This is a genomic window from Aporhodopirellula rubra, assembly GCF_014192335.1.
GTDB classification, from domain to species: Bacteria; Planctomycetota; Planctomycetia; order Pirellulales; family Pirellulaceae; genus Rhodopirellula; species Rhodopirellula rubra.
Genome location: NZ_JACHXU010000022.1, coordinates 41,505 through 54,371 on the forward strand (window position 1 = coordinate 41,505; position 12,867 = coordinate 54,371).

The following is a 12,867-nucleotide window of genomic DNA, read 5'->3' on the forward strand; positions in this document are numbered from 1 at the left end:
TCGCTCGCGACGGGAAAGGTGATTTCACTTTCCTCCGTGAACGGATTCCCCGCCCGCATCTTCCCCACCGTTTCCGCCCTCCACCAACGTGAATTTGGCAATGCGTCAATCAACACTCCAACGTCGTGGGCTGTTACGGGCCGCGGGCGTGTCGATCTCGTTGCCCTTCTTGGCGTCGATGAAAGGCACCACGTCCGCGTCAACCGTACAGCCGAGCAAGCAACGCATGGTTTGCATCGGTAACATGCTCGGCTTTTATCCAGGGGCGTTCTGGCCATCGGGAAACCAGGCGGATGGAAAATCATCGCTTTCGCAAGACGGGTGGGAGGACCGGACGGATTTCCAATGGGGGCGTACGACCGAATGTCTCGAACCACTTCGAGATCAGTTGACGATGATTTCGGGCTTAGATCACGGGCTCAAGGGCGGTCACTTTGCGATCCACGCGTTCCTGTCGGGCGTTCGCCAAATCGATGCGAAGTCGATGCCGATGGCGAATGTCACGATCGACCAATATGCCGCTGAATTCATTGCCGGACAAACCCGCTTTCCGACCCTCACGATCGGCAGCGAATCGGGGATTCATCAAGGGTGCCAACTGTCGTGGACACGCAGCGGAACGCGAGTGCCACCGATTCCCGGACCGCACGAACTGTTTGAGAAATTATTCATTGGAAACGATGCGGCGAGTCGCGAGGCCGATCTCGACCGTGTTCGCATGCAATCGTCCATTCTCGATCTTGTTCGCGACAGCGCCAATGATCTGAATCGCAACTTGAATCGCCGCGACAAGGACAAACTGGATGAATACATGACGTCCGTTCGAGACGTCGAGAAGCGGATCGCACTACGACGCAACTGGATCGACGTCCCCAAACCAAAACCGCCGTTCGATCAGCCGAGCGATCGCAATATGGTGGAAGACCTACCGTTGCTGTACGACCTGATCGCGCTCGCGTTGCAAACCGACGCGACACGCATCGCAACCTTGGAAATCGGCGGTGACTTTAACCCGAACGATCTCGGTGTCAGTGGTGGTTATCACGGTTTGTCTCACCATGGTCAACGAAGTGAGAACATCGAGAAACTCGTCACGCTCGAAACGTATCAAGTCGAACAGTTCGCACGCTTTGTCGATAAGATTGCTCAATCCACGGATGAAAACGGATCGTTATTGGAGCAGACCACGGTGCTCTTCGGCAGCGGGATGGGGAATGCGAACTCGCATACCAACAGTAACCTGCCCGTGATTCTCGCCTGGGGTGGTTTGCGTCACGGACGGCATCTCGCTTTCGATGTTCGTTCGAAAAACCGTCCACCGCTCACCAATTTATTCGTTTCTATGTTGCAGAATTTTGGATTGGAAGCGGATCAGTTCGCCACCAGCACGGGAACCCTTCGGGGGCTCGCCTGATGCGTCGACCTTCGTTCTTTCCCATTATGCGTGCCGTCTCGTCTCGATCAAAACTTCTTGTCAGCATGTTCGGTGTTTCGGCGTCGCTCATGCTCGCAACTTCGTCGATCGCCGAAGCCCCCTCTGCGTTTCTGGATCGCTACTGCATCGAATGCCACGCATCCGACGATCCGTCCGGCGAACGCGAGTTTGAGTCGTTAGATCTATCGCAGTCGCATCTCGATAACCAAGTCGCGATCCAAGAAATCATCGACGCACTGACGTTGCGATCGATGCCGCCCGAAGACGCAGAACAACCTACGACACAGGAACGAATCCACGCGATCGGTGATCTCACCAGACGTTTGTCGACGATGCGTCAGCAAACATCGAGCACGGGCGGGAAAACAGTGCTCAGGCGTCTGTCGAATCGGGAATACCGACGCACCATCGGCGATCTGTTGGGACTCGACATGACGATGTTTGATCCCACGATCGAATTCCCCGGGGACAATCTTGCCGGGCACTTTGACAACGTCGGTGACACACTTGTGATGTCTGAGCATCTGTTGCAACGTTATCTCGACGCGGGCGACCGGTGCGTTGAAAAGGCGTTACCCGACAATCGAACTTCCATGGAACAAACGTGGACGTTCCGTGACGACTTTTTTCAACAGGCGGAATTGAAGGCCGCTCATTTGCGTGCGTTCCGAAATCGCTGCATTTGTCTATACGACCATCCATTCAACGATAAGCCGGAAGGTGCGTACGGTCACGTATCAAACTTTCGCAACGGCGTTCCGGCCGATGGCATTTACGAAGTCAGGGTTCTCGCAAAGGCAATGAACCGCGATTCACCTTACGGTTCCCGTGCGGTGCAGATCGACCTCAGTGAACCGTTCCGGATGGGCGTGCGTCCCGGCGACACGCGGATCGGCGACATGGTGCACACGCAACCGGTGCAACCAATCCTCGGCGAAACGGTGTTGTCAGATGACCAATTTCAGTGGCACACCTTTCGCGTGCCTCTGGATCGTGGCTTCGCACCCCGATTTACTTTCGAAAACGGCAGTCACGATTTTCGAGGTTCGATCGGTCGTGTCTACCGTTTGCATCGAGACCTGTTACCCGAACGAGCTCGAAACGCAAAAGGCATTTTCGCTCAACGCATTGATCTGATCACGCACGGCGAGATACCGCATATCCGGATCGACGAAGTTGAGGTTCGTGGACCGCTCGGCGCCGATGGGCCAACCCAGAGTGAGCGACTGTTACTCGGCGGATCCACCTTCGACGAGTCCCGTGCGATTGAGTTGATCGGGCGGTTTGCGACTCGCGCGTTCCGCCGTCCGATTGCGAATGGTGAACTCGCCCGTCTGAGCAATTTCTATCGGTCGCGGCTCGATGATGGCAATAGAGCCTATGACGCGTACAAAGACACACTCAAGGCGGTACTCTGTTCGCCTCATTTTCTCTATCTACAAAACATCGACGAGACGGACGAGATTTCTAATCACGCAGTCGCTGAGCGTTTGTCGTACTTTCTCACATCCTCGATGCCAGACGAGCGTCTGAGATCACTCGCCGATCAGGGCCAGCTATCGGACGACAAGACACTACGATCCGAGGCGGCGCGTTTGATCGCGAGTCCTCGTTCCGATGCGTTCGTGGCCGACTTTCTCGACAGTTGGCTGAGCCTTCGTTCTCTCGGAAACATGCCACCGGATCCGAAGGAGTTCTGGTTCTTCTATGCGGCAAATTTGCAGCATGACATGAAGGTCGAAACACGTACGTTCGTGCGTGACCTCATTGATCGGAATGCCTCCGCGCTCGATTTGGTCGACGCCGACTATTCATTTTTGAATCGAGATCTGGCGAAGCTTTATGGCGTCGAGAATCAGGTTCCCGTTGACGAAGCAGGAGAGTTTCGGCGGGTTCGCTTCGCTGACAAGACACGAGGTGGTCTTCTCGGTCACGCCAGTATTCTGACGGTTTCAGCAAACGGAATTGAAACGTCCCCAGTGATTCGTGGCGTTTGGTTGCTCGAGAATATTCTCGGAACTCCGACCCCACCCCCGCCCGACGATGTGCCCGCGATCGATCCCGACACTCGGGGAGCACAAACTATTCGTGATCAGTTGAACAAGCATCGCTCGGACGAGACGTGCAACCAATGCCATCGCAAAATCGATCCGCTCGGCTTCGCACTCGAAGTCTTTGATCCGATCGGACAACATCGTTTGTACTACGACGCCAAACGCAGGATTCCGATCGACGCCTCGGGCCAACTGCCGGGCGGTGGACCGTTTGTAGGTCCTGACGGTTTGCGAAACGAACTGCTGCAACAGAAAACGTTCTTTGTCCGCACTCTCACCGAGGCGTTGCTGACGCAGGCCCTCGGCCGACGAATCGAACCAATCGATCGTGCGGCCGTTGACAAGATCCTCAACGGGCTGGCGAAGGACAACTACCCGATGGCCGATCTCATTGAATCCATCGTGGTCAGTGACTTGTTTCGCCGATAGGGGTTCACGCAAACGCGCCCCGTGTCGATCAATCGAGGCGGCGTGCAACCTGCACCGCAATTGACCTTAACGCCGCTTGCTTGTTATCGCCTTGGGGCTGGAAATCGAGGGCTCGGAGATAGCGAGCGGAATCGGAACGGTCGCTTGAGTGATTTAGCACGTTTGCGATCAGCTCACTCGAACTCGTTGCTCGACTCCGCCAAATCAGATCACGGCCCGCGGGAGTGTCCCACCCGTCGTCGACGGCACTTTTCCACGCCTCCATGCACGCGTCCCAGTTCCCGTCTGCCGCGATGCCGAGAGCCTCGAGGTACCAGCGGTCCGTGGCATCGTGTTTGAGTGCATACTCCGCCCAAGTCGATGCCATTGCATCACCGTGTCCTCGTAACGACAAAACGGCCTCGCGGCGAACCTGGGCCGACGGATCCGAAACAGAACGTGAGGCAATGTCAATCATGTTCATGTCTCTTTGCGACGCAATTCGAATCGCGACGCAGCGGATGTTCGAATCAGAATCCGTGGACGCGAGTGCAAACGCCTTTTGAGAATTGGAACTCGCGAGTACCCATAAAGCCCGGGCTCGAAAGACAGGATTTACGGACTCTTTAACGAAATCGATTAGGTTTGGTTCCGCATCGTGCCCTTCACTTCGCAATCTTTCAGCTGCCAGAAAGCGAGTCGCCACGTTGGGACTCTTGAGTGCTTCGATTGCCCCACTCGTCGTCTTCAAATCGGGTTTTGCGAACCGGTATTCTGATTCTGCACCCACGTTTGTCAGACGGAAAATGCGGCCTCGTTCCGAGTCGCCCATCTGGTGTCCACCCACACCCGGATCGTACCAGTCCGCAATCAACAACGAACCATCGGGAGCCACGCAAACATCAACGGGACGGAACCACTTGTCTCGGACTCCGTTTAACATTTCCACCTGATGACCAGCGTACCCGGCGCCATCATTGCCCAATTCATACGTTCGAACGGAATTTGGTCCTGGGTCACAGTGAATGAGTTGGCCTCGATATTTCGGCGGCAACGCCTCCCCTTCGTACCGGATGATCCCGGTAGGTGATCCCGCGCCCGTCTGAACCACGTTGGGAACCACGCCCGGATCTCGCAAGTGCCAATGTCGCAGCGGGATTTCGGCATGCATTCCCGTTCGGGGAACCTGCCAAGTTGATTTGTCTAGTTCGCCACGATATCCGTAATTGCCGTACTGCATCACGTAATTGATTCGTGTTCCCCTGTTACCGTCGTCGTCGTTGTCTGACTGCCACATGGTGCCAAATGAATCGACGCAAACTTCCCAGTTGTTTCGGAAATTCCATGCGAGCGTTTCAAAGTTGGAACCGTCTAAATCACAACGAAACACCATTCCTTGTTGATACGGATTTCCGTGATCTCGAACTTCATTCCCGCTTTGATCGACGATTCGTTTTCCGTTGGCGTCCTTGATCTGATGGCCTTCGTTTCCGAAGTTGAAATAAAGTTTACCGTCGGGGCCTGGAACAAACGCGTGGATGCCGTGATCGTGCTCGACACCCCCGATGCCCGTAAACATGACCTCTTTGCGGTCCGCAACGAGATCGCCGTCTTCGTCATAGAAGGAATAGACGCTGTCGCCCGCGGAAACGATGACGCGATCTCCGAGGACGCAGATTCCGTGGGCCGAATTGATATCCGTTCCCTGGTGAAAGACGGTCTCCTTGTCCGCGGCACCGTCCCCGTCGGTGTCTTCGAGAACCAAGATTCGGTCGCCTTCGGTGCGGACCGGGTTGTTCGGGTTTCGAAAGTGGCGGTAATTCACAACTTCACAAACCCAAACGCGACCGAGATGGTCGACGTCGATGTTACTCGGGTTGCGTAACTCGGGTTCGGCGGAAAACAATTTGACCGCGAGCCCGTCCGCAACACTCAATCCCGCGATGGCATCGGCTGCATCACGAGACTCCGCTTTAATTCCTTCCTTCTCTTTGTCGTTGGCAACTGCCACTCGTTTCGGAGCTTCTTTCTTGAGCTGTACCAAATAGTCGACGAGGTTGACGAGTTCCTGCACCGACATGAGTTGATGAAGGTTTTCCGGCATCAGCGAAACGTCGCGTTGAATCATTTCTTCGATGTCATCAGTCGCAATTTTTCTTTCAATGCCTTCCGACGTCTTGATCGTCACCTCGTCGTCGTTTTTGTTGATTAACAATCCATTGAGGACTAACCCGTCGACCGTCACAATGCCATATTGTTCGTAGTTGTGGCTGATGCCAGCGTTTGGATTGAGAATCGCGGTATACATCGCTTCACGAGAAAGCTTGCTGCCAATTTCGGTAAGATCGGGACCGACGTCCTTACCCTCGCCATGCACTTTGTGACATTTCGAGCAAGTCCCCTTGTCGTTGAAGGTGATTTTGCCGGCCGACTTATCGCCTTTCATCCGTATCAGTTTTGAGATCGCGGGCAAGGACTCACCCGTCGTCGACGGAGGTGGTGCGAGTTCTGCCGCGACATCGCGGTACTCGTCGGTTCTCGAGTTCAAAAGCGAATTGTAGACAACGAATCGGCACGGGATCGGGAGTTCGCCGTTTTGGTGTAGCGACACGAGGTACTTTTGCCCGGCACGACCGCGCCCTAATGCTCCTGCTGCAGCGATTCGCACCGACGTTGGTCCGTCACCCGTCACGATCGGTTTAAGAATTGCGACCGCTTCCGGATGGTTAATTAGGCCGAGTGCTTCGGTAATCGAGACTGACAGCGCATCGCCCCTTCCGATTTGCTCTTTGACTAAATCCGTCTGGCCTAGCGTGATCAGCAAACGTGCCGCTTCGACTTGCAGACTGGCGTCCACCTCCGGTCGGAAGAAGCCGAGCAATTTATCGGATTGGTTGGTTAGTTTTAATTCTGAAACAACGTTGAGGAATTCATGTTCTCCAACATGCTGTTGCAGATAGCGATCGACCGCGCGGGCAACGTCGGCATCCGAAGTCACAAGCTCGTTCCCGTCGTCCATCCTCAAGAGGGACTCAACGACGATGAAATCATTGTTTGGAACATCGGCGTACGCCACGTCTATCAACATCAGCAGGGAAATCGCGCGCAAAAGAAAACGCATGGTGGGAGACTTTCTCGGTCTGGGGGGAGGGAAGGCCTAAACGGTTGCTGTCCGGCCAAATGTGTAGATCGGATTCTAGCGTAGTGAACCTCACCCGTGGCTCGTGACCGTCATGCGAATTCGTCGCGTTTTGAAGTGATACCGCTCATTCGCGGGCGTTTTTTTGCTAAGCCTGCTAATGCGGGTTTGAGGATGGCTATGATCGCTCGAAGTCCGGATTTGGAGTCTCAGTTTGTTTGCAACCGCATTAACAAAATGTCCACATCGCGCAACGCGTCAACGTCAGACGACTCACTCGACTTCAACGTGCGCGGCACTCAACGCTGTCCTTCATTCGACTTTTCCCGATATCGAAAATGGTTCGCCGCAGAAGTGTTTAACCGCCGCCCAATCGACCAGGAGGACTCCCGGTCAAATGAGAAGCGGTTCGATCCTTCGAAAGGAGTTACACGGTTTTCTCGCCGCGACGAAGGCATTGCTAACGCTTGCTCGTGGTGTCACCAACTTCGGCGTGGTACCGGGCTGAAGAGTGATCAGTCCTTTTCCTTCGCATCTTGCCGATCCGCTTCCAACCTGGCCGCCGCTGCCTCTTCTCCCATTCGCACGTAGTCCGAATTGGTCTTCTCGGGTGGTGGAAGAACAACATTTTCGCTGTTGTTCGAACAGCCGGAAATGGATACGAGAGCAAACGTGGTCAACAGTAAAAGGCGTTTCATTGGAAGTGACGGCAATCGGAACAAGATGGTGGTTGAGGCGATGATGTTTCCAAAGCGATAGGCTCTTGCGACTAGAAATCGGAAGCGATTATCTCTTTCGAGGCTCTCGATCCGAGGCTTCCCCAGAGACCGTAATTGCTAGCGGCTCCGATTGGAGGTGCGGATGCGTGAGGCACACCGACGGGGGCTGAATTGAGGTCACCACTGTCGATGCTGTCCGTTACGAATTTGACGGCACCGTCGGCCATCAAGACATGGCATCCGCCTACGTGCCGACTGGCCATGGTGAAGATGCCCCCCGCGCCGCCCGCAGCGTTACCAGCGTTTCCTCGTTGAAAACTCGGGCCGTTTGGTGGAAAGACAGTCAGGACGCCCGTGTGCATGCCGAGACCACTCGCCCAGGCTGCACCGCGACTTCTCGCGACGTCACCGGACTCTGACGTGATCGCGGTGTTCTGAGCGTAATATTGCGGGCGGGCTGGGTCGACGCGGTTGTCCCAGCCTTCGAGTTTCGGATTGTTCCGAACAGAGTTTTGCGACGGACTCCCCGTACTGAAGTACGCCAAGTCACCGATGATTTCCCTGGCACCGGCGCTGCGTCCGTTTTCGCCCATCGCAATCGTATTGCTGAGGCCGTCGAGAATGTCTCGGAAACGCATTGTCGTGCGATATACAAACACACCGCGGTTTTGGCGGATGTACCGATCGTTGTCGTTGTTGCAGTTCCAGAAAGAGTCACCCAAGCAAAACGCATAGTTTGAATTTCCCGTGTCCGTCACCGCAGTGCGATCCAGATCAGAAGGGCAGAGCAACGTGCCGATTTGGGTTCGCCACGGTTCGTAGAGCCCAACATAGGGCGCCGGGCCCATCGCGGGATACTGGTTCGTTCCGTCATCGTACGGATTCACAATACGTTCCCACAACGCTTGCTGCTCGAAGAACGGCAGCAGTCCCACGTGGGCGCTCAGGGTTTCGAGATTGCTCTGCACGGCATTGCCGATTCCCGTACCACCGCACTGACGTGGCAGTTGATTATACGCACTGTGGTAATTGTGCATTGCCAACCCAAGCTGCTTCAAATTGTTTGAGCACTGCATCCGACGTGCGGCCTCGCGTGCAGCCTGGACCGCGGGTAGCAATAGGCCGACCAGCACACCAATGATGGCGATCACGACCAATAACTCGACGAGCGTAAATCCGCCCGATTTAGAAGACCGAGAATTCATGTCAAAGAAATCCTATGTGAGGAGTACAACGATAGGACAGTGCGGATACGCGGACTGCCGGAATTAGAAGACTGCCAAAAAAAGCAGGACGCCCTCTACCGGACGATACGGGTGAGGAATCATGCCTCTCTACACTTGCCAATGCAAAAATTGCTTTATTGCAATTGGGCATTGCTTTGCGTTTGAAAAATGGTGCCAAACCAATGCCAGTGGGATTCTAAATCGACGATCTCTTCATCAATCTGCGAGCACGTGTTGATGCGTTTTGCGAATCGACGGGAGTCGGAGTTCAACTCCGTGGGCGTGCGAAACAAGCACGGGGCATCTACAACTGCAATGCATATTCTATTGCTGTTGTCGACGCTCCATATTTTGAACTATCAATTGTCGAGATGAGCGTCGCGATCAAAAATCTTGAGCTTCATCTGGTCCGGGCGTCGCGTATGCGGGATCTTTCGCGCGAATATGCACATCGCCATCGTCCAGCACGCGTACGTCGAGCGGCACGATGGTCACGCCCTGTTCGTTGATCGTTTGGGCATTATCACCGAGGTCACGCGACTGGATTCCCTCGCGTGGTAGCGGCGGAACGTTCGCGTTGAAAAAGGCGGTGCACCACCACTTGCCGTCTTTCGTTTGAAACGGTGTGCCGTGGCCGAGAAACCGCCCCGCGAATTTGCGTGGGCCGTACGGACCAGTGATTTTGTCCGCGATACAGTAGTAAAGATTGTAGGAACCTTTGCGGCCCTGGTCGGTAGACCAGGCCGTTCCGAGATGCACATATTTTCCACGGACCTTAATCATTGTCGCGCCTTCGTGGCCGATATGGCGAATCGGTGTCCCTTCGGGTGACAGCCGCGTTCCTGCGGGATCGATTCGCACCGGGTCGGCCGTGTACGTGGAAAGTTGGCCGTCTAAGGGAGCGATCATGGTGTTCTGCCATAACAGATACACGGTCCCGTCATCGTCCGTGAACAAGGAAGGATCGTGTCGTTGGCCGAGTCGAGTCCCCATGGGATGCGTCCATGGTCCCTTGAGTTCGGTGCCCTGCGTCATCGCAAGGCTCGAAATCTGTTTGGGACAATGCACCAATGCCCATCGTCCGGGTTCGCTCCCGTTGCCGGCCATCCAGTGAACTTCGGGGGCCCAAATGCGGCGTGCGTTGTTTCTCTGCTTCACGCCCGCGACGGTATCGGCGACGGAAAATGGAACTCCCAACGATTCCCATTCGATCAGATCCTGGCTCCGGTATACACGCACTTGATCGCCAACGATGCTCTGGTCACCGAGCCCAATGTTGTAAGGGTTTTCAGCTTCGCGAGGATCACCCTCGTTGGGTTGTGTTCCGGTCAGGTAATAATAACCATCCGGTCCGCGAGTGATGTACGGATCACGTATCCAGCCGGCTTTGATATAGAGGGCGCGGTCGTGCGACTTCAGCCCGGACCGGATCGTTTCCGGATCCATCACAGGTCCGGGCTTGCGATCGGTTTTTTGTTCGACGAAAGCCGACTTCGGGAACTTGTCGGCATTCTTGGCTGCCTTTTCGGTGTCAGTGCTCGCTGACTTCGTCAACAACGGTCGATGCAAACGTGCGAGTTCCTCGGCGGGAATCTTGATGACTTTGCGGTCATAGGTGATCAACCCGTTGATCTCGCCCTCAACGTCGGTCGTCTGCGTGTAGACGCCTGCGGCGATTCCCTGTTTTTGCAATTCCTCGAGCAGGTTGATGGACTTCACATATCGTTCTTTGTATTCCGCTGCGTTTTGTGGCAACCCTCCGTAGCCCCAGTTTCGCCGCGACGAATCCCACAGGTGTTCTTTCACGCCGTATCCGTGTCCTCCAAATTCCCCCATGACTTTGATGTAGTCATCGAAGCGTCCGTCGGTATTGAGTTCAAACGGAAAGCCTGGATGCGGGTAACGGTGCTCGTCGACGATATCACCTACCGGCCAAAAGTTTCCTCCACTGGAAATATTGACGAGGCGAGTCGGGTCGCGTTTCGAAGTCCATCGACCGACGTCCATGGTTTGGTGTTGTCCCCACGCCTCGTTGAAAGGAACCCAGCAAACGATCGACGGGTGATTCTCCAATGAATCGATCATCTCCTCAAATTCGTACATGAATTGTTGGTGTTCTTTCGGTGGCCACTGCGCGTCCACGGGATCTGGTTTCAAACGGCTCCAGGCCGGCCAACCTTGGTTGCGGCCTTTACCTCCGCTCACCTGGTCTTGCCAAACCATCATCCCCAAACGATCGCAGTGGTAGTAGTAACGTCTCGGTTCGACCTTGATGTGCTTGCGGATCATGTTGAATCCGGCCTTCTTGAGCCACTCAATGTCAAACAACATCGCTTCATCCGATGGCGGCGTCAGCAATCCGTCTGGCCACCATCCTTGGTCGAGCGGTCCCCAATGAAAAAGAACCTCTCCGTTGAGCGTGAATCGCCAATTCCCATCGGCATCTTTCGTTTTGCCGACCGTGCGAATTCCGGCGTACGACTTCACTCGGTCGAGCACATTGCCACTGACATTTACGAGCGTTGCTTCCATGTCGTACAGATGTGGAGATTCGGGCGACCAAAGCTTCGCGTTCGGAATTTTGAGTTCGGTCGACTCGTTATCCACGGTCGCGTCGGCGACAACCGTTTCACCATCTTTGACGATGATGTGAACACGCCCGTTTCCTTCGACGATCGGACGAGCGCGGATCGTGCCGTTGCTCGCGTCCGTGCTGATTTTCAAGTCGTTGATACGGTCTATACCAACGGTCTCTAACCAAACGGTCTGCCAAATTCCTGAAACCTGGGTGTACCAAATACCGCGAGCATTGAGTGTTTGCTTACCCCGCAGTTGCCACTGTTCGGTTGCATCTTCGACGCGAACAATTAGGTCATTCTCACCGTCGTGGATCGCGCCCGAGATATCGAAAGTGAAAGGCGTATTGCCGCCCTGGTGCGTCCCGACCGATAGACCGTTGACGAACACTTCGCAGCGATAGTCGACAGCCTCGAAATTGAGATGTTGGCGTTTGTCTGCAGAATGTGATGCCTCGAAAGTCCGGTGATACCAAAGTGCCTCGGACTCGTCGAGCAAGTATTGCACTCCGCCGAGTTTCGACTCTAGGCAATACGGAACGAGTATTTTCCCCGACCATTGTGCCGGCGTTTCGGATTGCGAGATTGGAGTGATGGCGTAGTCCCAATTCCCATTCAGATTCTGCCATCCATCTCGCCGTAATTGCGGGCGAGGGTATTGCGTCCATGCGTTTGTCGCGGTGACTTGTTCGCCCCATTTTGTCGTCAAGTCGGATTGATACGGTTTCGTGTTGCGTTGGACCTTTGGCAGTTCAGGGACGTGATCGCTATCCACTAAATGAACATCGATGAATTGGCCGCCTTTGGTTTGCCGGCAGTGAACGGCGAGAACGTTGACCCCGACCTTCAGAGCAGAGCGTTCGTCGGCGGATAAAGACACGACCTCGTAGTCAGTTGAGAAGCCTTTGATCGTGGCAACGCGTTTCCCGTTGAGGTACACCTCGACGTCTTCGTCATGGTGCATTAGCAACGCGGGGTTGGTCGGTAGGTTCGTGACATCGACGCGTTTTCGCAGCCAAATATCATTGGTCGCCCAGCGTGTGCCAACTCGCGCATTCGGTGTGCCGGAAGTACCGAATCCTCCGCCTCCTTCTTGCCACCGAGAGTCCTCGAATTCGGGCGTCTGCCAACCCTTATCAGGTCGTTTCAATGTGTACCGCCAATCATCAACAGTCTCTTTGGCGAAACCACGCTCGCAATTGTGCAACAGGAAACAAGAAACGATGACCGCGCTGGCCATGGCTCCTTTCAGCAGGTCAGTAAATCGTAATGGCTGAATCATGGGGAGGATCGCGATGAAAGCGGGTGGG

At 54.9% G+C, this 12,867-nt stretch carries 6 protein-coding genes; 2 read left to right on the forward strand and 4 right to left on the reverse strand.

The window, feature by feature from the left end; translation table 11 throughout:
* The first annotated feature begins 100 nt into the window (after positions 1-100).
* Together FHS27_RS23890 and FHS27_RS23895 are read left to right on the forward strand one after the other, a co-directional pair.
* Entirely contained in the window at positions 101-1,414 is a 1,314-nt protein-coding gene (locus FHS27_RS23890) for a DUF1552 domain-containing protein (RefSeq protein ID WP_184307748.1), read from the forward strand.
* A gap of 65 nt (positions 1,415-1,479) precedes the next feature.
* The gene (locus FHS27_RS23895; RefSeq protein ID WP_390854434.1) at positions 1,480-3,918 is read left to right on the forward strand and encodes a DUF1592 domain-containing protein; all 2,439 of its coding nucleotides are present in this window, start codon (positions 1,480-1,482) and stop codon (positions 3,916-3,918) included.
* A 28-nt stretch (positions 3,919-3,946) separates the two neighbouring features.
* On the opposite strand, the gene FHS27_RS23900 is transcribed toward FHS27_RS23895, so the two are convergent.
* The 4 genes from FHS27_RS23900 to FHS27_RS23915 all read right to left on the reverse strand — a co-directional run bounded on the left by FHS27_RS23900 (position 3,947) and on the right by FHS27_RS23915 (position 12,839).
* Positions 3,947-7,018, reverse strand: coding sequence for a PVC-type heme-binding CxxCH protein (locus FHS27_RS23900; RefSeq protein ID WP_184307752.1), 3,072 nt, complete (start codon positions 7,016-7,018; stop codon positions 3,947-3,949).
* Between the two features lie 533 nt (positions 7,019-7,551).
* Positions 7,552-7,734, reverse strand: coding sequence for a hypothetical protein (locus FHS27_RS23905; protein ID WP_184307753.1), 183 nt, complete (start codon positions 7,732-7,734; stop codon positions 7,552-7,554).
* 71 nt (positions 7,735-7,805) lie between these two features.
* Positions 7,806-8,960 carry a DUF1559 domain-containing protein gene (locus FHS27_RS23910; protein ID WP_184307756.1) on the reverse strand — a complete coding sequence of 385 codons (1,155 nt, stop codon included), beginning with the start codon at positions 8,958-8,960 and terminating at the stop codon, positions 7,806-7,808.
* Positions 8,961-9,365: 405 nt separating this feature from the next.
* Entirely contained in the window at positions 9,366-12,839 is a 3,474-nt protein-coding gene (locus FHS27_RS23915) for a family 43 glycosylhydrolase (RefSeq protein WP_221225345.1), read from the reverse strand.
* Positions 12,840-12,867: the final 28 nt, after the last annotated feature.

What these genes read in the sequence shown, in the direction of transcription:
- FHS27_RS23900 (WP_184307752.1), bottom strand. Translation starts at nt 7,018, where the DNA reads ATGCGTTTTCTTTTGCGCGCGATTTCCCTGCTGATGTTGATAGACGTG.
- FHS27_RS23890 (WP_184307748.1), top strand. Translation starts at nt 101, where the DNA reads ATGCGTCAATCAACACTCCAACGTCGTGGGCTGTTACGGGCCGCGGGC.
- FHS27_RS23905 (WP_184307753.1), bottom strand. Translation starts at nt 7,734, where the DNA reads ATGAAACGCCTTTTACTGTTGACCACGTTTGCTCTCGTATCCATTTCC.
- FHS27_RS23895 (WP_390854434.1), top strand. Translation starts at nt 1,480, where the DNA reads ATGTTCGGTGTTTCGGCGTCGCTCATGCTCGCAACTTCGTCGATCGCC.
- FHS27_RS23910 (WP_184307756.1), bottom strand. Translation starts at nt 8,960, where the DNA reads ATGAATTCTCGGTCTTCTAAATCGGGCGGATTTACGCTCGTCGAGTTA.
- FHS27_RS23915 (WP_221225345.1), bottom strand. Translation starts at nt 12,839, where the DNA reads ATGATTCAGCCATTACGATTTACTGACCTGCTGAAAGGAGCCATGGCC.